The following is a 22,435-nucleotide window of genomic DNA, read 5'->3' as shown; positions in this document are numbered from 1 at the left end:
CACGGGGTGCCTTATATTTAAACTGTGAGTCGGTTCCGGTGATCAGGGCTGTTTGGCAGCTCGCTCAAGTGTAATCACCAGGCCTGACTTCAAAGTGCTCAGATAAAGCCCATCACGTTGTCGGCTGAAAAACTGGATTCTTGAGCCTTCCTTGCCGGTGATCGAAAGACCGTCCGGATCGGGAAACCAGCCGATGGCGCTGTCCTGCAGCCATGCGCTCAGGCAGTCGGCGCCCTTGCCCAGCGTCTGGTTGGCTTCAAGGTCGATCAGGCAGGTGTTCGACGGTTTGTCTTGCAAAGCCTGGGCTTCGGGAGCGTCGTTGCGGTCGCTCAGGGTCGCTTGCCACTGTCCGGCAAATACCGATGGGTCTTCGAGTCTCAGGCTGCTTGCCATAGTTGTTTCTCCAGAAATCATCATCAGCACCGGCAACAGGTACGCCGCCGCTTTGCGGGTAAAAGCGAATTGGATCATAGGAAATTTCACTCCGGCGCGTAGCCTTGCTTACCAGCCAAAGCGATGCAAGTGAAGAAAGCGGCGCATCACGCGCCGCTTTCCCGGTTCACATCACGCCACGATGTCGCTGAGCGCTGCCTGGCCAACGGTGCTGACCTGGAAATCAGCCACGCCGTGCCCGGAGAAGTCCACCGAGAGCAGGCTGTTGCCGCCCGAGGAAGTCAGGACTGCATCGCCCGCCGCACCGGTGAAGGCGCTGACGAAGTGCAGGCCTGCGCCTTTGGTGATACCGGTCAGGTCGATTTTGTCGAGACCGCTGACAAAGTCGAGGATCTGATCGATCGCACCTGGCTTGGAGTCGGAACTGGCTGCGAACACGAAAGTGTCCGAACCCGAGCCGCCCCACAGCTTGTCGGCGCCACCGCCGCCCCAGATGATGTCGTTGCCGGCACCGCCCTTGAGTTCGTTGGCTGCGCTGTTACCGATGATCAGGTCGTTGCCCGAGCCACCGATGGCGTTCTCGATGGTGACGCCCTTGGCGATGGACACGTTGCCCACCAGGCCGCCAACGTCGGAGAACGAGGCTTCATTGAGGTTGATCTTCTGGTTCTGGGTGAAACCCGAGAAGTCGAAGGTGTCTTTGCCGCCCGCATCCCACACCGAGAACACCAGCTTGTCCGACGAAGAGGACGCGCTGAGGAAATCGCGACCGGCGTTGGAGTTGAAGCCGTAGGTGGTGTCACCGGTACGGGTGGTCAGATTGGCGCCGTAGAGCTTCTGGATCGCGGCAATGTCGTCCATCAGCGGGCCGGAGGCATAAGCTTCCACACCACCCTTGCTGAAGTTCTGGCTGGTGTTGCTTTCACTCCAGTAACTCATGAGGCTGTAGCCGCGGGTGTCTTGCCCGTAGGTCGCGTCATTGTAGGTCGGGTTGCCGGTCCCGGCGTTGTAGTCGCCAGGGTGAGACAGGCCCAGGGTGTGGCCAATTTCGTGGGTCAGGGTCTGACGCCCGTAGTTGTTCAGGCCCGGGGTTTTGTTGACGTCGTACCCACTGCCGGTCAGGTACCAGGACTGACCGTCATAGCCTGGCTCGGTGCCTGGCAGGAAAGCAAACGCCGCCGCGCCTTCCTGGCCGCCGCTGTAGTTACCGAAGGTCATGTGACCGTCGCCACCTCTGGCTGCTTCGGTAAAGGTCACGTTGGCGACATCGGCCCAGGATTGCATGGCGAGCACGGCCTGGGTTTTCTGCAGGGCGCTGAACTGACTGAAACCGGTGACTCCCAGGCCGCTGAAGTTGGCGGTTTTGGACGTCAGAAAGGTATAGGTCAGTTCGATCTTGCCGCTGCCGTCGAGGTCGTGCCAGGAGGCACCGTCTCGCAACAGTTGGGTAGCGGCTTGATCCACCGAGAAGGAGGGTTTGCCATTGACCGTGAGGTTGCCGCCACGATCGTACTGATGGCTGAAGCTATTGATCTGGTTGAACGCCGAGCTTGGCGCGGCCAGTGGTGCCGCGTTCAGCTGGAAAGCCTGTTCGGCGGTATCAATAGCATTAGCTTTTACTTTCGACATAAACACACTTCCTTGTTTAGCAATGGAACAGTTTTTGTCCGATAGCGACAACCTCTGGCGAGATTGTCCTATCACTCGCCCAATGAAGGCGTTAGAAACCTGACACAATTTGAAATCTAACGTCTAGCGTTTTTTTGAGATCAAATTGAACTATTCCGGGAAAGTCCCGTAAACAAAGCGCGTGCGGCGGGAAGAATGTTGTAAGTGTGGTGAGTTTGCCTAATTGTCTGACGATTTCTTATTTAAATATTAAATATCGGTAAGTTACTTTTTGTTAGACGCGTCTCACTTTCCTGCACTTTATTAGTGCGGTGCCAGCGAAGTGATATCAACCAAATAAACACAAGTTGCAGGCGTCATATACCGCTGCCGGAGCGGAGGAAAACCCGCTCCGGCAGATTTTTCAGCTGCCGGTACGGATCTTGTTCCAGACGCGAGTGCGGATCCGGTCGATGTTCAGCGGCATGGCTTCCAGCGCGAACAATTTGCCCATCATTTCCGGGCTCGGATACACCTTGGTGTCGTTCTTGATGGCGGGGTCGATCAGACTGTCGGCCTGTTCGTTGCCGTTGGCGTAGTGCACGTAGTTGCTGATGCCGGCCATGACGTCGGGCTGCAGCAAGTAGTTCATGAAGGCGTAACCGGCCTTGGCGTCTGGCGCATCGGCGGGCATGGCGACCATGTCGAACCAGATGGCGGCGCCCTCCTTGGGAATCGCATAACCGATATCGACGCCGTTCTTGGCTTCCTTGGCGCGGTTCTCCGCTTGCAGGATGTCCCCGGAGAAGCCGACCGCCACACAGATATCGCCATTGGCCAGGTCGCTGGTGTACTTCGAAGAGTGGAAGTAGCTGACGTACGGCCGCACTTTCATCAGCAGGGCTTCGGCCTTTTTATAGTCTTCGGGATTCTTGCTGTGATGCGGCAGACCCAGGTAGTTGAGCGCCGCTGGCAGCAATTCCGGGCCGTTATCGAGGATTGCCACGCCGCACTTCTGCAGTTTTTCCATGTTTTCGGGCTTGAAAATCAGGTCCCAGGAATCCACCGGCGCGTTATCGCCCAGCACCGCCTTGACCTTGGCGATGTTGTAGCCGATGCCGGTGCTGCCCCACAGGTACGGGAAGCCGTGTTCGTTGCCCGGATCGTTCGTCTGCAAGGCCTTGAGCAATACCGGGTTGAGGTTCTTCCAGTTCGGCAACTGGCTCTTGTCGAGCTTCATCAGCGCGCCGCCCTGAATCTGCCGGGCCATGAAATGGTTGGACGGAAACACCACGTCGTAACCGGATTTGCCGGTCATCAACTTGCCGTCGAGGGTTTCGTTGCTGTCGTAGACGTCGTAGGTGATGCCGAGACCGGTGGCCTTTTCGAAGTTTTTCGCGGTATCCGGCGCGATGTAGTCGGACCAGTTGTAGACCTTGACCGTTTCCGCTGCCTGAGCAAGGGAAGCGGCGAGCATCAAGGGGGCGAGAGCGAGGGTCTTTCGGATCATGGATCGATTCCTGTATTGGCTATTGTTGTTGGCAGGCAATCAAAAGGATCAAAGCGTCAGAAAATCAGGACGTAGGTCTTGCGCACGGTCTCCTGGATATCCCAGATGCCGAGTGTGTTGGCCGGCAACATCAGTGCGTCGCCACCTTGTATGTGCAGGGTTTCGCTGCCGTCGTCCGGGGTGAAGGTGCAGCGCCCGGAAATGAAGTGGCAGAACTCCTGGGCGGTGATCTGCCGCCGCCAGCGCCCGGGCGTGCATTCCCAGACGCCGGTTTCGACGCCGTCGTCGCGCTCCACACTGGTGGTCGACGCAATGGCCACTGGTGTGCCGAGCGGCACGGCCACCGGATTAGATTCGTCCAGTGGCAGCGTGGCGGTGTTCTTGAATTGGGTGATGCTCATGGCGCTTCCTGTCTTAAAGGCTGTCTGGAATTAAACGACGTTTAGTGCATGAAACCTTCCATGAACCCGGCCACCCGACTGGCAAGTTTGCGCCGCCAGGGTGCGGTCGCCGGGTTGGCCAGGGTCTGGTCTTCGTGGACGAAGCTTTTGATGATCGCGTTGTAGCCGAGCCAGCGGCACGGTTCCGGCTCCCACGCCCGCAGCGCATGGATCCCCCCGTCCGGCAGCACCCAGGGCTGGTGAACCAGTTCGGTATCGCGCTCGAGAATCAGGTCAGCCAGGGTGCGACCGCCCAGGTTGGAAGCCCCCACGCCCTCCCCGCCATATCCGCCGGACAACGCAATGCCGTTGGCCCGATCACAAAGCATGTGCGGTTTGAAATGCCGCGACATGCCGAGGTTGCCGCCCCAGGCATGGGTGATTGCGGTGTTTTTCAGTTGCGGGAACAGTTCGCCAAACAGATAGCGCCGCAGTTCCACTTCGTCACGGGTCAGATCAAAGTTGTGCCGTAACTGGCCAGCGAACTGATAGCCGCCACGGGCACCGAAAATCAGCCGATTGTCGGCGCTGCGCTGGCCGTAGGTGACCTGACGGCTGAATTCACTGAAGGCCTGGCCACGATTGAGGCCGATTTCGTCCCAGGTCGCGGCAGATAACGGTTCGGTGGCGACAATCAGACTCTGCACCGGCAATTGGTAACGCCCCAGCGGCGGCAATGTCACCGAATAGCCTTCGATGGCGGGAACGACCCAACGACTGCGCACGCTGGCCTTGTCGGTGCGCAGACTGCCCGCCTGCCAATGGGTTACGGGACTGTTTTCATAGATCTTCACGCCCATGCCCTGAACGGTTCGGGCCAGGCCGCGCACCAGTTTTGCTGGCTGAATGGTCGCCACGTGCGGGGCGAAGATCCCGCCGTAAGGCTTGGCGACGCGAATCTGCTGGGCCAGTTGTTCAGGGTTGAGCCAGCGATAATCGTCGTCGGTCAGGCCCTGGGCATGCAGCTTGTTCAGATAGTCGCGCAGGCTGGCTTCCTGTTCCGGATAGCGCGCAGCGCAGTAAAGCACCCCGCCCTTGCGGTAATCGCAGTCGATGCCTTCGCGCTCGAGCACGACTTCCACTTCATCAGGAATGCTGTGCAGCAGATCGAATGAGGCGCGGCGCTGTTGTGGCGACAGGCCTGCCAGCAGGCGATCTTCGCCCAGCAGATTGCCCATCAACCAGCCGCCATTGCGACCGGACGCACCGAAACCGGCGGTTTGCGCCTCGATGATGGCGATGTCCAGGCCCGGCGCGTGTTTCTTCAGGTAGTACGCCGTCCAAAGCCCGGTGTAACCGGCGCCGATGATTGCCACGTCGACGTCAAGGTCTTGTTCCAGCGCCGGGCGCGCTGTGAGCGGCTCGTCGAGTTGGTCCATCCACAAACTGATAGTGCGCCACGCCGGCATGCAAGACTCCGCCAATCCAGGTTTCGATGGCGTCGATCCTAGTGGCTGACCTCAGTGACTGTCTTGCGCGCGTGTCCGCAAAGAAATTTGCTTGGCGTAGGCCTTGGGCGACTGGCCAGTGTGCTGGCGAAAACAGCTATAGAAAGCCGATAGCGAGTTGAACCCGGCGGCAAACGCCAGCTCATCGATGCGCAGTGGCGGCGTGGCGTTGTCCAGCGATTGCAGCAAATGCTGGAGCCGCGCCTGATTGACGTAGCGATAGAAGCTCTGTCCCAGCACCTGGTTCAGCAGATAGGAAATCTGGTTGCGGCTGTAACCGCACTCCTTCGCCACCCGCTGCAGATCCAGTTCGGGATCGAGGTACGGCTGCTGACGCTGGAAATACTGCTGCAGGTCTTCGGCCATGAAACTCAACTGGCGTGGCGACAGGCCCAGTCGGCTCGCCGCCGGACGCTGACTCGGTGCCGCAGCACTGGAGCCCTGTTCGCGCACCAGTGACGCGTATTCATTGACCCGCCAGATTTTCGCGTCCTTGACGGTAATCGCTTCGCTGGAACGGAACGACACCAGGCCATTGCCGCCGCGCAGTGTCACTTCATATTGAATGAACGCGGTGTTGCCGTCGATGCGGATCCGGTCGCAATGCTCCAGCGCTTCGTCGGATTCACGGGGCATGCTGACGCGAACGTACTCGCGCAGTTCGTCGAGGCCGAGCACGCGGTTCTGGAAGAAGTCGTTGTACTGGATGTCCGGATGGTAAAGCGCCATGACGCCATCCAGGTCCCGGTGTTTCCAGCTCAGGTGATAGCGCATGACCGTTTCGGCCGTGGCCTGGGTCTGTTGCGGGCCGTCATCATCGGCGTGCATAGGGGACTCTTGGAAAAAGAACCGAGCTTGCCCAACTTCGGGCGCGGCATCAACCAGCCGGTGGTGATGGCACTTTGGCAAGGTTTTCGTCGACCATGACTTACATCAAAAAAATCCCTGCAATCGCCAAATGGCCTGAAAATTCTCACAGGTTTTTCACATCCAGATGCTACTTTTAAGGGCAGTCACCGGTTGAGCCAATGAAGGCTCTTCCCACCTACCATGAGCAAACGGAAGCGCTCGATGAAGAAGGCGGGCAACACATGAATAAAGGGTCAAGCAAGGTTACGTTCCCCAATGCCTGCCAGCTGATGCGCTGGCATTTTCATCCCATGGGTTTCGAGGCCACGATGGACGCGCCGGGCAGCATGATCGCCCGCCTGTTCGACCGGGCCAGCGGCGAAACCCTGATCGCCATTGCCGGCATTCCTTGTGCCACGGTCATGAATGCGGCGGATGTCGAACGAATAATCGAAGCCGTGGAGGATGAGCTGGAAGCGTTTGTTCCTCCGGAATCTCTCAGGAGTTACGCCTAAGTTATTGATCTGAATTAAAAAGCCCGCTGTTTGCGGGCTTTTTTGTGGGCGTTCGCTTCAGGCGGTTTTCTTTTCCGGCCGGTGATCGACGAAGAACGGCTTGCCCTTGGCTACCCGATCGGAGGCGCGCGGCATGTTCACTGCCTGGGCGTCCTGCGGTTCGACGTACCAGTAGCAATGACTCACCGCCCGGGTGATGCCGACATAAGCCAGGCGCAGGATTTCGTCCTTCTGCGCGGTGTCGTAAGGCTCGTTGTCGCCGGCCTTGCCCAGTCCGGCCATGCGGTAGACCTGATTTTTATACGGCGAACTGGTCAGATGCTGACAGTCACCGAGCAAGAACACCGCATCGGCCTGCAAGCCTTTGGCGCTGTGATAGGTCAGTTGCTTCAAGCGTCGGGACTCGTACGGCAAGCTAGAATCAACATTAACTACAGACTGAATATGCTGTTCTATCAATGACTTATCGCTACTTTTTCGATAAAGCATCAGGATTGAATCACCGTTTCTGTAGTGCTCCGCCAGGCGCTGGCCGAGTGCTTGATCGTCGCGCTCCAGTACGTTGACCGGTTGCAGCGGCCTCTCCTCGCCGCTGGCCTTGGCTTTCTTGCCGGGAATCGCCGGCGCCGCACGGACGATGTGCTCTGCCGCGTCGATGATGTGCTGATGACTGCGATAGTTGTCGCTGAGCATCACCCGGGTGGTGCTCGGCGATGAAAACTCCTTGTTGAACTCCATGAAGTAACTCGGCGAACTGCCGCGCCAGCCGTAGATCGACTGCCAGTCATCCCCCACGCACAGCAAGGAAGAACGCTGCGCCCCGCGCCCGACGTGCATGGCCGGGCCACGGCTGCGGATTTCCGCAAGGCTGGCGCGAATCCACGAAACGATCTGCGGCGACACGTCCTGGAATTCATCGATCATCAGGTGCGACATGGGCCGCAGCAGTTCATCGCTGAGCAGTTTGAGGTTTTCCGGCGAGTGCTCGCTGAACAGCGCGAACATGCGGTTGTAGGTCATGACCGGTGGTTTCTGATCGAGCAAATGATCTTCCAGCGCGCGCCAGAACAGGCTCAGCGCTTCAAAGAAAAACCGGTCCGGATCATCCTTGGCGAAACTCATGCGGCCAACGGCGTCCGGCACATCCAGGCCCAGGTTTTCGATAAAGCCGGCGGCGGCGACAAAACAGTCCAGCAACGGCGCGGATGCGAGCTCGCCCTTGACCTTGTAATCGAAGCCCGGCCCGGCACTGGCATCACCTGCCAATGTGGCCAGGATGCGCTTTGATGACTCGTAACTATCTATCCAAATCAATGGCTTACGGCAGAAAGCTTGAAACAGCGTGCGCTTGACTGCCCACTCTGCACGGACTGTCAGCTTGGCGTTTGGGCGGCAGACTTGCGGATTTTCGCGCGGATCGAAGCCCAAAATGACCCAGGCATCGAGGCTTGGAATGTAGCCATGACAGTGGAAGTTCGCACCGTTGATCTCGAAGGTCTGGCGGTTCGGCTCGACACCCTTGATCGGCCAGGCACCGGCGCGGAACCACAAGTCTTCGATCACATCGCACAGTTCTTCGTCGCGCTTGGCGGCCAGTTCGGTCACCGCCATGCGCTTTTGCACGTCCGGGTGATCGCGTTCCAGCTCCTTGAGCTGCAAGGCATGCCGGGACAGTGGCTGGATCAATTGCCGGAAACGCTCGTCCTCGGTGTAGAGACGGTGATAACAGGCGTTGAGCTGCTGCCGCTGGGCGTCGTTGATCCGCAGATCAAACGGGTTGCTGTCGACGTCATCGTCCCCGCCCTGCGGCCGGAGGCTGAGGTTTTCAAAAGCCTGCAAACGCTCGAACCCCGGCAGGCTGCGAACCATCGGCAGAATGCGCGAGTGAAAGGTTCGCACCAGATCCCGGGCGGTTTTGTGGCTCAGGGCCTGACCCCAAAGCGCAAACAGCTCAATCAGTTTGTTGATGAAGTCCTTGCGCGACTCCCGGGTGAAGGTCACGACGGTCATCGAATCCAGCTCAAAGCCCAGATAATGCGTCAGCAGCAGAATGCGCAGCACCAGCGTGGTCGATTTGCCAGCACCCGCTCCAGCAATCACCGACGTTGACGGCGTATCACTGAAAATCATCTTCCATTGCGCAACGCTTGGCTGGGCGTGGGCCGGCAGCAAGCGGGCGACGTCAGCCTTCATGCGCTTTTTCAGCTCGGCCGTCAGTGGCAGACGCCAGTCATCGAACAGGTGGTTGTCGATGCTCGGCGCGCGATGCTCGGTGCTGCGGCTGTCGCGGATCAACAACACCTGACGGCCCTCTTCCAGGCCGTCAGCCTTGCCTTCCTTGTAACCATAATCGACCCCGGCGGTGTGACCGCTGCGAAAGCCATCGGCCTGGCCGTGCAGCCACGAAGCCCGATGCTGGGCGCGCAGTTGCGTCAGGCCGTGGCCCAGGAAACGCGCCGCCAGGCGTTTGAACCACGGCATCTCGGCCAAGGGACGAAGTTCGGGAGGAAGATCGGGGGTGTGTTGCGCCACGCTGACGGACTCCAGGAGGTGAGGCTGTTAGGGGCTATGGTGTCTGCATTTGCCCTTGAGTTCTAGCGAAATGCTTACAGGTCATCGAGTTAGGCGATGAACTGAAGGCTGCGTAAGAGCGTTTCGAGGTTTATAACATCAATCAATTCGATGGGAATGCAGCACTTTTTACGCTTTTTCTCGATTGTTGGCTGATAGATGATGCTCGCCATCAATCACCGGTCTCGCTTCGTGGCTGCGGCCGAAACGCCCCATGACGAACCTTTTGAGGAGAAGATCATGCTTGAACTCAGACCCTTCAGCTCGCTGGGCGGCGCCCATCACGGCTGGTTGGATGCCCATCACCATTTTTCGTTCGCCGAGTACTACGATCCACAGCGCATGAGCTGGGGCAATCTGCGGGTGTGGAACGACGACATCATCGCCCCGGGAACCGGTTTCCCCACTCACCCGCACCGGGACATGGAAATCATCACTTACGTGCGTGAAGGTGCGATCACCCACCAGGACAACCTGGGCAACAAGGGCCGCACTGAAGCCGGCGACGTTCAGGTGATGAGCGCCGGCACCGGGATCGCCCACAGCGAATACAACCTGGAAGCGACCGCTACCAAGATCTTTCAGATCTGGATCATGCCGACCGAAACCGGTGCACCACCTTCGTGGGGTGCCAAACCGTTTCCCAAAGGCGAGCGCGAAGGCTTTGTGACCCTCGCCAGCGGCAAGGTCGGTGACGATGAGAGTCTGCGCATTCGCGCCGATGCACGTTTGGTGGCGGCCACGATCAAGGCCGGGGAAACCGCCGAGTATCGCCTCGATGCCGGACGTCGCGCCTACCTCGTACCGGCCACCGGCGTGATTGAAGTCAACGGCTTGCGTGCGCAAGCTCGAGACGGTGTCGCGGTGAGTCATGAGCCGGTGCTGACCGTCACAGCCATTGAAGACAGTGAAATCGTGTTGGTGGATCTGGCCTGATCGGCTGAATGACGGGCAAAAAAAGGGCGACCTCTGAGGTCGCCCTTTTTTATTCAGCGCGGATTACTTCGTGGAAATGGCACCATCCACCAGGGTTTGCGCTTCGGCCACCAGTTGCTTGAGGTGGTCGTCACCGATGAAGCTTTCGGCGTAGATCTTGTAGATGTCTTCGGTGCCCGAAGGACGCGCGGCGAACCAGCCGTTCTCGGTCATCACTTTCAGGCCGCCGATGGCCTGATCGTTGCCCGGCGCCTTGCTGAGGATGCTCTGGATCTTCTCGCCCGCCAGCTCGGTCGAGGTGACTTGCTCCGGCGACAGCTTGCTCAGCAGGGCTTTCTGCTCAGGGTTGGCCTTGGCGTCGACACGCACCGAGAACGGCTCGCCCAGTTCATCGGTCAGTGCGCGGTAAGCCTGGCTTGGGTCACGGCCGGTACGGGCAGTCATTTCAGCAGCCAACAGGGCCGGGATCAGGCCGTCCTTGTCGGTGCACCAGACGCCGCCGTCCTTGCGCAGGAACGATGCGCCGGCGCTTTCTTCACCGCCGAAACCGAGCGAGCCGTCGAACAGGCCGTCGGCGAACCACTTGAAGCCGACCGGTACTTCGTACAGGCGACGTCCCAGACGCTTGGCCACGCGATCGATCAGGCCACTGCTGACCACGGTTTTACCCACGGCCGCGTCGGCGCGCCATTGCGGACGGTTCTGGAACAGGTAGTCGATCGACACGGCCAGATAGTTGTTCGGTGCCAACAGGCCACCGGACGGGGTAACGATGCCGTGACGGTCGTGATCCGGATCGCAGGCGAACGCGACGTCGAAGCGCTCCTTGAGGCCGATCAGGCCCTGCATGGCGTGGCTGGATGACGGGTCCATGCGGATCTGGCCATCCCAGTCGACGGTCATGAAGCGGAACGTCGAATCGACTTCCTTGTTCACTACATCGAGGTCCAGACGATAGTGCTCGGCAATGGCCGACCAGTAACGCACCCCTGCTCCACCCAGCGGATCGACACCCAGACGCAGTTTGGCACTGCGGATGGCATCGAAATCGATGACATTGATCAGGTCGGCAACGTAGGTATTCACGTAATCGTGACGATGCGTGGTGGCTGCTTTCAACGCCTGCTCGTAACCGATGCGTTTAACGCCTGCCAGTTTGTTGGCCAGCAGTTCGTTGGCCTTGGCTTCGATCCACTTGGTGATGTGGGTGTCGGCCGGGCCACCGTTGGTTGGGTTGTATTTGTAGCCACCGCTTTGTGGCGGGTTGTGCGACGGTGTGATGACGATGCCGTCAGCGAGGCCGGTGGTGCGGCCGCGGTTGTAGCAAAGAATGGCGTGGGACACTGCCGGTGTCGGGGTGTACTCATCGCCTTCGGCGATCATCACAGTCACACCGTTGGCTGCCAGCACTTCCAGGGCGCTGGCCCCGGCCGGCGTCGACAGCGCGTGGGTATCGATGCCGACAAACAGCGGACCGGTAATGCCCTGGGCTTCGCGGTACAGGCAGATCGCCTGGCTGATGGCCAGAACGTGCCACTCGTTGAAACTCAAGTCGAAGGAGCTGCCACGATGCCCGGAAGTACCAAACGCCACACGCTGGGTGGAAATCGAGGCGTCGGGTTGACCGGTGTAATACGCCGTTACCAGTCGCGGGATGTCGACCAACAACTCTGCCGGTGCCGGTTTGCCCGCAAAAGGACTGAGTGTCATGCAAAACCTCTGAAATAGAGTGGTTCAGGAAATTACAGCGGAGTTTACTGGCAGTTTGACCGTAGTGCGATGGGATCTATCCAGTGCATCCCCGATGTTTTTTAACAGCTCAGTCATCGGGGGCCAGTCGCAAGGCATCGCCAAGCAAACCGACGACGCCTGCCAGCTCCTGCCCGCTGCTGCCTATCGCGCTCAGACGCATGTGTTGCCCATGCATGCCTTGGGTACTGAACAGCTCTCCCGGCGCGATCAACACATGTTGCTTGAGCAGCCGTTGAAACACCGTGCCCATCGCCACCCGACGCGATGAACGCACCCAGACCGTCGCACCGCCCTGCGGCTCGGCGATGTGCAGGGCATCGCCCAGTCCTTCGCGCAGCAGTTCGATCAACTGTGTACGACGCTCCTTGAGCAGACGCTTGAGCACCGGCAGATGTTGATCGACACGACCGCTGGCATACAGTCGGGCAATGGCTTTCTGGCGAATCGGCGACAAGCGAAACGAACGCAGCAGAAAGTGCCGTTGCAGGTCGTTGCGCCATTGGCGAGCGAGCACATAGCCATAGGGCGCTTCGACACCGATGACCTTTTCGAACGTGGAAAACACCAATAGGCGATCGGGGTCCAGCAAGTCCCGCAGAGGTCGACTTGCGCAGTCATCGCCCAATTCACTGTAACTGTCGTTTTCCAGCACCCAGGTACCGTGGAGCCTGAGCAGGCGCGCGATGGCTTCGCGATTATCGGCAGGCGCCAGGCTGCCATGGGGCATGTTCAATTGCGACGACAGCAGGATCAGCCGTACCGGTTCGGTTTCCAGTAACGAGGCCAGATGCCGTGGATCGACCCCTCCGCCGGGCTGTACCGGCAGCTCGATGACCCGCACGTCGGCAGACTGAAGCAAGCGCAATATCACCCAGTCGCAGGGAGACTCGACCACCACGGTCGTGTGACGCAGCTCAAGGACCGCGATCAGGATTTCCAGCACCCCTCTTACATCGGCGCCGATATAGACATCCTCGGCATGCCAGCAATGAGTGGGTGATGAGGTATAGCGAGCGGCCAGCAGCGTGCGCAACTCCAGCTCGCCACAAGGCTGGGCCGGTGCCTGTGATGGCCGGGGATATTGGCGCATGAGCTCCCGCTCAAGCATCAGCAACGGACTGTCCAGGGGTTGAATCGAAGCCGGGTCGTCAGCACTCAATACGCGCATGCCGAGACATCTGGCGTTGACGTACACGGTTTCCAGCAGATCATTGCCTCGCCCGGGCGGCATGACCGTGGATGCCGGCTGTGCGAAATACCCGGACTTGGCCACGGAGTAGACCCGGCCTTCTCGTTCAAGCAGTGCGTAGGCGTACTGAATGGTCGATATCGACACGTTCAGCCGTTCGGCCAGTTGCCTTAACGAGGGCAGTCGGACCGCTCCTTCGCCGCCTGGCCCTTCGATCAGTTGGGTGAGATAGCGATAGACCGCCTGATAGGCGAAATCGTTTTCACGCGAGGCATTCATGAACCGGCGTCCGCAGGCATTCTCTGGTGACCGGGCGCTACGCTCACGTTCAACCTTCCGCCGTACGGTCGCCTGCGGCAACCTCGCGGTCGGCCGGACCCGGGGCGTGCGTTGCCTGATCGGCCATTTGAATGGCGTCCATGGCATACAGCCGACTGATCAGCCGCACGGGCAACCCACTGACATCGGTCATCCATTGCAGAACCTGCTCCGGCGCGTGCAATCCCTGCATCGCACGATGCAGATCCGGCATGGCCACCAGCATGCCCGGATGGCAGGTGCGCAGAAAACGTTCGAGCCCGGCTCCGCCCTCGATGAAAGGCGCGAACAAGAGACAGACCAGTTGCGCTTCATTGAGCCCGAAACTCTTTTGCAAGGATGAGGAGGCCAACGATCGATGCGCGCTGAGATCGGACAGGTTGCCGAACGTCGCCACAAACCGTTCGCAAATCTGCTCCGGCAGGTTTTTGCGACGCATCACTGCCAGGCAACGCTGCAGGTATTCCGAGACCCCGACTTCATAATCGTGACCGCCGATGTAGTTGGCTTGCAGACCGCTCAGGTAGGCCGCGACCAAGGGATCTGGCGACTCGCCGGTGCCTGGCTCGAACAACAAATCATCCGTCTGAAACCCGAGAAAGTCGCTGAGCAAGGGCCACCGCTCCTCCATCTTGCCCACCACCATGTCATCGATGCCGATGTAATGGGTGCGCCGACAGGCTTCGAACTGACCGAGAGGACGCCACGGCAGCAGATCGGACTCTGCGTGGAGCTCGCGATAGCAGTCGCCCCCCATGCCGTCGAGCAGATTGAACAGCTCTTCGAATCCGGTCCCCCGCTTCGGCAGCGCGCCGATGCCAGCCTTCTGGGCTGCGCGATCCAGTCCCTGAAGAAAATGCTCCTGGCTGCGTGCGGAGTCGCTGCTGACCAAGGCATCGACGCCGTTGTTCCAGCGTGCGACCTGCCCGTAGAACTCGGCGGTGGCCAGGTACGCGTCGTCCCAAAGCTCCAGGCTCTCTCCCCAGCGCCGGCGGTGGCCAACCATCAGCAGATTGATGCGATTCGCCTCCCGACCATCGTCGGTGAGCGGCGCCTGATGGTTAAAAGGCAAGACCTCCCGATTGTCGATCATCAGCAGTTCGACCCTTGGGTCGTCATACAGAAACAGTGCGCTGAAACTGCGGTGCATGTTGTGCAGTGCCGAGGGCGGTGTGGCGCAACCGCGCAGGGTTGCCACCCGTAACTGAAAAGTGCCCGGAGCCCGTCCGGCGATGCTCAGTTGCGCAGCGCGCATCAGGGCCAGGCTGTAACAGCAATCCCGAGTGCCCGATTGCGTCACCAGCACCTTGAATTCGCCGATTCGATCCATGCCCCCGGCAGCCACCGCCAGTCGCTGAATCAACAGCTGCAATGCCGTGCGTTCTGCACGGGAAAAGAAACTCAGCAATCGTTGCAATACTTGCTGGTAGACATAGTTCATTGCCTGGTCATGGATCGTGCTCATCAGTACTTCACCCGATATCAAAGGTTTTATATTGCGCAACCACGAACGCCGGACGCGCAATCATTCTTCATTAATTAATAGACGCTGAAATGCTAACACTTAAGGTTTTGTAGTTATTTGAAACAGTTGGGCTCGCAATAATTCATGTTTATGACTCGCACGCCGCAAGCCCCCGCCGTTACAGGGTTTTCTTGAGGAAGAAGTTTTCCTGGGAAATTTCTTACAATGGCCTGCGCATGATGAGCACAAGAAAAAAAGAAGGGATTACGCGACCGCCCTACAGCAATTAAACAAGAATCAAGATATCGACCCTCGACAATCATTTTGTATCGCGCAGAAAAAAGAGAATGCACAGCCATAGCTCATTCCTTGAGATGAAAGTAGTCATTCAATTATCAGGGTCTGGAGGGCGATTAGAAGATACAGATCAAGAGTAAAAACCAGTTCAGTTGCTGAACGTCCCCAGGCGTCGCGCCCAGGGTTTCTCTTGGTCTGAAGGATGGAACGCACAAGAGTCCGTGGGGCCACGGACTCTGATCACAACGGTCAGGCAGGTTCGACTTGCAGGGCGACCCGCTCACGGCAAGGGCATTCGTCCATGTAGCGGTGCGCTTCGACAAACTCGTTGAACGGGAACACCCGGGTCTTGAGCGGAAGCAGCACGCGGTCGGCCGTCAACTGGTTGATGTCACGCAGGGCACGTTGCAAGGCGACGTGATCCTGGACGATGCCCAGCTCCGGCTTCCCGGTGAAGTTACCGATGCAGTGCACGAAGAACTGGATGTTCTTCTGGAACGCTGCGCAGGCCGGGAATGGCGTCTGGTTGCCACCCTGCAGGCCATACAAAACCAGGCTGCCGCGAGGTGCCAGCACATCTCCAAGCAGCGACATCTGTGGGCCACCGAGACCGTCGAACACGACATTGACGCCACGGTTGTCGGTGATCTTGTTGATCCGCATCAACAGGTCTTCTTCTTCGGTGACGATGACTTTCTCGGCACCGAGGGACAGCAGGTATTCGCGCTCTTCCGCGGTTTTCGTGGCGGCAATCACTCGCACCCCCAGCGCCTTGCCCAACTGGACAAAGGACGGACCGGCGCAATGACTGGCGTCAGTGACCAGGGCAAACTGCCCGGGTTTGACGCGTGCCAGATCGACGTAACCGAAATAGGCGATCAACAGCGGCGTGTAATGCACGCTGGCTTCGATCGGGTTCAGCACGTCCGGATAACGGGTCAGCGCCGTACGCGGCAGAACGATCAGTTCGCCATAGACCGGATAGTCATTGGGACTCTCGGCCGGAAAACTCGCCACCTTGTCACCGACGATCAGGTCTTCGACGCCGTCGCCAATGGCCGTGACCACACCAGCCATTTCATGACCCAGGCCTGAAGGCAGGCGGGCCTGTGACGACGCCAGGTTCTGACGCCAGAGCGTGTCGTACCAGCTGATGCCGATCGCCTCGACACGCACCTGCACTTCGCCAGGACCTGGCTGAGCGGCCGCATGCTCTTCGCATTTGAGCACCTCGGCCGGACCAAACTTGTGAAAACGGATCGTGCGGGACATCGCAAACCTCGTCAAAGTAACCTCTAATGCCCTGAACTCTATCTGGGCTTTCCGGCCAAGACTATCAGTGGCTATTAATAGTCGACATGCCTGTCATTGATTCCGCAGTATGGCCAGCATTGAGCAAATCCATGAAAAAACTGCTGCCGCCTTCTCAGTAAAGCTGAATTACCCGGTGCAGACTACCAGCCTTTCCCCGTAAGATTCATGCCGGCCATTGTTCTCATATGGTCGCTCTCGTCAAGCTTGATGACTCTGCCAGGACTCCAGATGAATCGTAATGACCTGCGTCGTGTCGACCTGAACCTGTTGATCGTATTCGAAACGCTGATGCACGAACGCAGCGTGACCCGCGCTGCGGAGAAGCTGTTTCTCGGCCAGCCAGCGATCAGCGCGGCGCTTTCGCGCCTGCGCGGACTGTTCGACGATCCGCTATTTGTACGCACCGGGCGCAGCATGGAACCGTCTGCTCGTGCGGTGGAAATCTTCGCCCTGCTCTCGCCTGCTCTGGACTCGATTTCGACAGCGGTCAGCCGCGCAGCCGAATTCGACCCAGCCACCAGCACCTCGGTATTCCGGATCGGATTGTCGGACGACGTCGAATTCGCGTTGTTGCCGATGCTGCTCAAGCGCCTGCGGGCCGAGGCGCCCGGGATCGTGTTGGTGGTCCGTCGCGTCAACTACATCCTGATGCCGGGCTTGCTCGCCTCCGGTGAAATCTCGATCGGCGTCAGCTACACCACCGACCTGCCGGCCAACGCCAAGCGCAAAGTCTTGCGCCGCAGCCAGCCGAAACTGCTGCGCGCCGATACGGTGCCGGGACCATTGAGCCTGGATGACTATTGCGCCCGCCCGCATGCGCTGGTGTCGTTCGCCGGCGATCTCAGTGGCTTTATCGATGAAGAACTGGAAAAGCTCGGCCGCAAACGCCACGTGGTGCTGGCCGTACCGCAGTTCAACGGTTTGAGCACGTTGCTGGCCGGGACCGACATTGTCGCGACGGTGCCGGATTACACGGCTGATGCGCTGACGTCTGCGGGCGGTGTGCGCGCGGAAGACCCGCCGTTGCCGACACGTACGTTTGAACTGCACATGGCCTGGCGTGGGTCGCAGGATAACGATCCTGGGGAGCGTTGGTTGCGGTCGCGGATTCAGATGTTTTTTGGGGATCCGGACAGCCTCTGAGAAGCCTTTCCGAAACCGCTTTGCTTTCGCTAGCAAAGCGGTTCAAAAACTCAAACAGAAGCCCCGGGCCGAGCCAGACGATAGACCGACAGGCAATAAAGCAACAGCGCCAACGCCGCCAGCATCCCGCCAACAACCCCGACATAAGCAAAACCAAACTGGCTCCCCACCCAGCTCCCCATCAGTGCCCCGCCACCAATGCCGATGTTGTAGATCCCCGAAAACAACGCCATCGCCACATCGGTCGCATCAGGCGCCAGCACCAGAACCTTGGACTGCAACGCCAGACCGAACCCCATGATCGCCATTCCCCAGAACAGGCTCAGCGTGCACAGGTAAGAGACCTTGCCACTCAAGGGCAGCAGCAACGCCAGGCACAACGCGAGCAACGACACGGCGACAATCAGAAAACGCTGCGGGCTATACCGATGCAGCCAACTGAACAGCAGGGATCCGAAAATCCCCGCACCGCCGAATAACAGCAGGATGAGCGTTACCGTCTCGCCACTCATGCCCGCCACGACCTGAACGAACGGTTCCACGTAGCTGTAAGCGGTGAAGTGAGCCGTCACGACCATCGCGGTCAGGATATAGATCGCTACGAGTGCAGGTCGCTTCAACAATAAAGGCAAACTTTTGAGCGACCCCGAGTTCTGGCTGGGCAGCAACGGCAAGACCCTGGCCAGCCAGAACACCAACGTAGCCGCCAGCACCGCGATCGCGATAAAGGTGGTTCGCCAGCCCATCGCCTCGCCCAATATCCGGCCGAGGGGAATGCCCAGCACCATCGCCAGGGAAGTGCCGGTTGCCAGCAAGCCCAAGGCCTGAACCTGCTTGCCCGGTGGCGCCAGACGCACGGCCAGAGAAGCCGTGATCGACCAGAACAGCGCATGCGACAACGCCACGCCGATCCGGCTCAGCAGCAGGACAGCGAAGCTGGTCGCCAGACTCGACAGGATATGACTGACGATGAACATCGCAAACAGCACGATCAACAGCTTGCGCCGCTCGACGTTGCGCGTCAGCAGCATGATCGGCAGCGAGGTCAGCGACACCACCCACGCATAGATGGTCAACATCAAACCGACCTGAGCCGACGTCATGTCGAAGCTGCTGCCGATCGAACTCAACAGCCCGACTGGGACGAACTCGGTGGTGTTGAAGACAAACGCAGCCAGTGCCAGTGCAATGACCGCATACCAATTGCCGCTGGTTGTAGTCGTGGAGTTGTTCATTTATAAGTCGTGCCCATCTGTCGTTTTTACGTACACCAATTGCCGAAAAGCCTCAGACGACAGGTGGTTCGCTGGCGACTTTACTATAAAGAAACGGCGACTTGTCCGCCGGGTGGGAAACTCTCGGCGCACACTTTCGAGTACACCCCGCTGCCCTGAACCGCAGCGCGCTTCATTGGCCTGCGTAGCGCAATCAATTGCCATACGGATATCAAGCTCCCGCATTTCTTACTCGCGAGCAATGTTGCAGTTGACCTGACATTCAGCCATGTGGATCTTCCGGCAAACCATTGAAAGCCAGAAATGCCCCCAAGACGTTACAAGGAAGTACTGATGCCCTCGCAACAAAACCACTTCACCAACCGTGCTTTTCGCTCCGTTCGTACCCTGCTTGTCGCCAGTTCCATGCTGCTGGGCAGCGGCTGCGCGATGCTCTCGAACACATTCACGCTCAAGACTGAAATGCCTGCACAATTCAATGTCTACACCACCGCGTATTACAGCGAGCTGTTCGGAGGGATATGCATATTGCCCGACGATTACGCGGGCGATCCGCAGCCTGATAGAAAAGAGTTCTATGCCGATGCCCACGCCACGCCTTTCACTTCCGAGTTCGAGATAGCGGTGAGTCGCAAGGTCGGAGATTGTTTCTTGGTGCTCAGTGGCATTGATTTCAATATTGCTGGTCACTCTGCGACAGTCGAAAAAACGATCGACACGTCCTCGGTCGGCCTCAAGGTTGAAACGTTCCTTGGGGAGAATGAAAAACCGGCGACACGAATCGATGAGCAAATACTCGCCGTGCGTTGCCATTGGCAAGATCCATCGTCTGATCGTTCCCTCAAGTCCAGTCTCCAGTGCCGAGGGTTGGACGCCAATGGCAACGAACGCAAGGGGCCGGAACTGGGCATGTTGAAAAACAGACAGCTTCAAGGTCTGACGTTGCGCTTGAAGGTCAGTGTGGACGATGAGCCCAGAAACCCTGGCTCATGAGTAATGGCAAAGTGCTTAATGACAAATCCGGTAATAAAGTTTAACTTACCGCCGCCCCGACCGATGGAAGGTCGGGCACTCGCACTCAGTTAAGGAAAACGATGGCAATGGTCTATTGTCGTGCATGCGCCAAGGAGCTACACGAAACGGCGCTCACCTGCCCCCAATGCGGGGCCGCCCAACAGGCCTCAGTGCCGCAAACGCAAGCCGAAATGCCTTGGCTGGCCATCGTTTCGTTGATCCTCGGAATTATCAGCGCACTCACCCTGTTTGATGACTCCGAATGGGACAGGGACGCGATTGTCGGTGTGGGAACTCTCAGCCTCGCGGGCCTCATTTGCGGCATCGTCTGTATCAACCAAAAACACTCAGGAAGAAACCTCGCGATTGCCGGCATTGTTTTGTCAGGTATTGCCGCGTTTGTGTTGTCCTGTTTATCGATTGAATAATTTTAGGGAAAAAATATGAGCATGGTTTTCTGCCGCGGTTGCGCCAAGGAAATTAGCAGTCTGGCCGTGGCTTGCCCGCAGTGCGGGGCGCCTCAAGCAACACAACAAGTCTATGCAAATGGCCCCGCCATCACGACGGGTAACCCATACCTCGAAGCATTAAAGAACTACGTAGTGTTTCAGGGCCGCGCCACTCGCCGTGAATACTGGATGTTCATTCTGATCAACCTTGGGGTTTCCATTGTCATCGGCGTTCTCGATGCCATGCTGAACACCAAAGGCATCCTGTACAACCTTTATAGTCTGGCAGTGTTCCTGCCGGCGCTCGCGGTAGGCGTACGCCGCATGCACGACACCGACCGCAGCGGCTGGTGGTTGTTGCTGCCAATCGTCAACATCGTGTTCCTTGCACAAGACAGCCAGCCGGGCCCGAATCGTTTTGGTCCAAACCGCAAGGGCGTCAACTGAAACACGTCGACACCTAGCTGATCGAGACGGCCCACGTGGCCGTCTCTTTGTTTCTGCAATTCACCTTTGAAAAGGTGTTGCTGCTTTTTTACTTGCCACGCAACACAGTTTTGTCATCATTTCATTTGATAGCCCCCTAACGAAAGGTGCATGCTAGAGGGCTTCGCTCGGTCTTATATCATTCCGAATGATAGTTACCTTCGTGTCATTCGATTCGTTTGCTATCAACCCGCCGAGCATCATCCGCCCATCTTCAATACATTGGCGGATGCATCCATGGAACAATCACTCAAACATTTGCGCTTCCCGTTGGCTCTGTTGGCCGTGATGGTGATGAGCGCCTGCGGCAAAGCTCCAGAGACCGCCGCCGCCATGCCTGCTGCCAAGGTCAGTGTGGCCAAGGTGCTGGAACAACCGGTCAACGAGTGGGACGAATTCACCGGGCGCCTCGAGGCGCCGGAAACCGTTGAAATCCGTCCGCGGGTCTCCGGCCAGATCGACGAAGTCGCCTTCACCGAAGGTGCACTGGTCAAGAAAGGCGACCTGCTGTTCCAGATCGACCCGCGTCCGTTCCAGGCTGAGGTTCGCCGCCTCGAAGCCCTGGTCGCCCAATCCCGCGCCAACGCCACCCGCAGTGAAAACGAAGCCGGCCGTGGCGAGCGCCTGCGTGCCAGCAACGCCATCTCCGCCGAACTGGCTGACTCGCGCACCAGCGCTGCACAAGAAGCACGTGCCGCTGTCGGCGCCCTGCAAGCGCAGCTGGATCTGGCCAAGCTGAACCTGAGCTTCACCCGTGTAACCTCCCCAATCAGCGGTCGCGTCAGCCGTGCCGAGATCACCGCCGGCAACCTGGTGACTGCCGACACCACTCCGCTGACCAGCGTGGTTTCCACCGACAAGGTCTACGCCTACTTTGACGCCGACGAGCGTGTGTTCCTCAAATACACCCAACTCGCCCGTCAGGGTCAGCGTGGCGCGACCACGCCGGTGTACATGGGTCTGTCCAATGAAGACGGCAACCCGCACCAGGGTCAGATGAACTTCGTCGATAACCAGGTCAACCCAAAGACCGGCACCATCCGTGGTCGCGCCGTGTTCGACAACAGCGACGGCACCTACACCCCGGGCCTGTACGCACGACTGAAACTGGTCGGCAGCGGCACTTACAACGCCATGTTGATCAACGATGAAGCGGTCGGCACCGACCTCGGCAAGAAGTTCGTGCTGGTGATGGATGGCGACAACAAAACCGCCTACCGCGCCGTTGAACTCGGTCCGAAGATCGAAGGCCTGCGCATCGTGCGCAGCGGCTTGAACAAGGACGACACGATCATCGTCAAGGGTCTGCAACGGGTTCGCCCTGGTTCTCCGGTCACGCCTGAAGTGATCCCGATGGCCAGCGAGCAGACCATTGCTGCACTGGCTCAACAACGACAAGCGCTGGAAGCCAGCAACCTGCCCAAAGTCGCACCTGCCAAAGGCGCGTCGGGATCGGTTGTGAAACTGGCTGCTGCGACCCCACGCGGTTAAGGGACGACAACT

Annotated in this window: 19 protein-coding genes; 7 read left to right on the top strand and 12 right to left on the bottom strand. The window is 58.8% G+C overall.

Translation table 11 applies throughout. The features are described from left to right. Positions 1-42 precede the first annotated feature (42 nt). The 6 genes from AC07N4_RS02020 to AC07N4_RS01995 all read right to left on the bottom strand — a co-directional run bounded on the left by AC07N4_RS02020 (position 43) and on the right by AC07N4_RS01995 (position 6,227). Positions 43-471, bottom strand: coding sequence for an AprI/Inh family metalloprotease inhibitor (locus AC07N4_RS02020; protein ID WP_158243853.1), 429 nt, complete (start codon positions 469-471; stop codon positions 43-45). Between the two features lie 93 nt (positions 472-564). Beyond that, a complete protein-coding gene (locus AC07N4_RS02015) occupies positions 565-2,022 on the bottom strand; it encodes a serralysin family metalloprotease (protein ID WP_096820397.1) in 1,458 nt (485 codons plus the stop codon). A gap of 403 nt (positions 2,023-2,425) precedes the next feature. Continuing rightward, positions 2,426-3,511 carry a polyamine ABC transporter substrate-binding protein gene (locus tag AC07N4_RS02010; protein ID WP_102619846.1) on the bottom strand — a complete coding sequence of 362 codons (1,086 nt, stop codon included), beginning with the start codon at positions 3,509-3,511 and terminating at the stop codon, positions 2,426-2,428. Positions 3,512-3,567: 56 nt separating this feature from the next. Beyond that, positions 3,568-3,912 carry a cupin domain-containing protein gene (locus tag AC07N4_RS02005; RefSeq protein WP_102619845.1) on the bottom strand — a complete coding sequence of 115 codons (345 nt, stop codon included), beginning with the start codon at positions 3,910-3,912 and terminating at the stop codon, positions 3,568-3,570. Between the two features lie 41 nt (positions 3,913-3,953). Next, entirely contained in the window at positions 3,954-5,360 is a 1,407-nt protein-coding gene (locus AC07N4_RS02000; RefSeq protein WP_493064819.1) for an NAD(P)/FAD-dependent oxidoreductase, read from the bottom strand. Positions 5,361-5,411: 51 nt separating this feature from the next. Then, the gene (locus AC07N4_RS01995; protein WP_273539065.1) at positions 5,412-6,227 is read right to left on the bottom strand and encodes a helix-turn-helix domain-containing protein; all 816 of its coding nucleotides are present in this window, start codon (positions 6,225-6,227) and stop codon (positions 5,412-5,414) included. 263 nt (positions 6,228-6,490) lie between these two features. Between AC07N4_RS01995 and AC07N4_RS01990 the strand changes: the two genes are divergently transcribed. Continuing rightward, the gene (locus AC07N4_RS01990) at positions 6,491-6,763 is read left to right on the top strand and encodes a DUF1652 domain-containing protein (protein WP_096820481.1); all 273 of its coding nucleotides are present in this window, start codon (positions 6,491-6,493) and stop codon (positions 6,761-6,763) included. 57 nt (positions 6,764-6,820) lie between these two features. Here the strand turns inward: AC07N4_RS01990 and AC07N4_RS01985 are convergent, their stop codons facing one another. Then, positions 6,821-9,295, bottom strand: coding sequence for a UvrD-helicase domain-containing protein (locus AC07N4_RS01985; protein WP_493064818.1), 2,475 nt, complete (start codon positions 9,293-9,295; stop codon positions 6,821-6,823). Between the two features lie 279 nt (positions 9,296-9,574). Here AC07N4_RS01985 and AC07N4_RS01980 point away from each other — a divergent pair, with 279 nt between their 5' ends. After that, positions 9,575-10,270, top strand: coding sequence for a pirin family protein (locus tag AC07N4_RS01980; protein WP_085731268.1), 696 nt, complete (start codon positions 9,575-9,577; stop codon positions 10,268-10,270). 63 nt (positions 10,271-10,333) lie between these two features. On the opposite strand, the gene pgm is transcribed toward AC07N4_RS01980, so the two are convergent. From pgm to AC07N4_RS01960, 4 genes are all read right to left on the bottom strand, one after another. Further along, the gene (gene pgm / locus AC07N4_RS01975; protein ID WP_493064817.1) at positions 10,334-11,980 is read right to left on the bottom strand and encodes a phosphoglucomutase (alpha-D-glucose-1,6-bisphosphate-dependent); all 1,647 of its coding nucleotides are present in this window, start codon (positions 11,978-11,980) and stop codon (positions 10,334-10,336) included. A gap of 109 nt (positions 11,981-12,089) precedes the next feature. Further along, entirely contained in the window at positions 12,090-13,490 is a 1,401-nt protein-coding gene (locus AC07N4_RS01970) for an aminotransferase-like domain-containing protein (protein ID WP_493064816.1), read from the bottom strand. A gap of 49 nt (positions 13,491-13,539) precedes the next feature. Continuing rightward, a complete protein-coding gene (locus AC07N4_RS01965; protein ID WP_493064815.1) occupies positions 13,540-14,994 on the bottom strand; it encodes a hypothetical protein in 1,455 nt (484 codons plus the stop codon). Between the two features lie 546 nt (positions 14,995-15,540). Then, positions 15,541-16,563, bottom strand: coding sequence for a zinc-dependent alcohol dehydrogenase family protein (locus AC07N4_RS01960; RefSeq protein WP_085731020.1), 1,023 nt, complete (start codon positions 16,561-16,563; stop codon positions 15,541-15,543). A gap of 270 nt (positions 16,564-16,833) precedes the next feature. Here AC07N4_RS01960 and AC07N4_RS01955 point away from each other — a divergent pair, with 270 nt between their 5' ends. After that, positions 16,834-17,748 carry a LysR family transcriptional regulator gene (locus AC07N4_RS01955; RefSeq protein WP_085709803.1) on the top strand — a complete coding sequence of 305 codons (915 nt, stop codon included), beginning with the start codon at positions 16,834-16,836 and terminating at the stop codon, positions 17,746-17,748. 50 nt (positions 17,749-17,798) lie between these two features. On the opposite strand, the gene AC07N4_RS01950 is transcribed toward AC07N4_RS01955, so the two are convergent. Further along, the gene (locus tag AC07N4_RS01950; RefSeq protein WP_493064814.1) at positions 17,799-18,983 is read right to left on the bottom strand and encodes a sugar transporter; all 1,185 of its coding nucleotides are present in this window, start codon (positions 18,981-18,983) and stop codon (positions 17,799-17,801) included. Positions 18,984-19,316: 333 nt separating this feature from the next. Between AC07N4_RS01950 and AC07N4_RS01945 the strand changes: the two genes are divergently transcribed. From AC07N4_RS01945 to mexE, 4 genes are all read left to right on the top strand, one after another. Next, complete coding sequence (locus AC07N4_RS01945; RefSeq protein WP_102619837.1) at positions 19,317-19,976, top strand: hypothetical protein; 660 nt, start codon at positions 19,317-19,319, stop codon at positions 19,974-19,976. 101 nt (positions 19,977-20,077) lie between these two features. Then, positions 20,078-20,425 (top strand): DUF4190 domain-containing protein, encoded by a 348-nt coding sequence (locus AC07N4_RS01940; RefSeq protein ID WP_096820381.1) that lies wholly within the window; start codon positions 20,078-20,080, stop codon positions 20,423-20,425. A 15-nt stretch (positions 20,426-20,440) separates the two neighbouring features. Continuing rightward, positions 20,441-20,893: a DUF805 domain-containing protein gene (locus tag AC07N4_RS01935; protein ID WP_493064813.1), complete on the top strand. Its 453-nt coding sequence runs from the start codon at positions 20,441-20,443 to the stop codon at positions 20,891-20,893. Positions 20,894-21,169: 276 nt separating this feature from the next. After that, entirely contained in the window at positions 21,170-22,423 is a 1,254-nt protein-coding gene (gene mexE, locus AC07N4_RS01930) for a multidrug efflux RND transporter periplasmic adaptor subunit MexE (RefSeq protein ID WP_096820379.1), read from the top strand. Positions 22,424-22,435 lie beyond the last annotated feature (12 nt).

It is taken from the genome of Pseudomonas sp. GW821-FHT09E04 (assembly GCF_059416185.1).
This window is presented reverse-complemented; position numbering and strand designations above follow the sequence as displayed.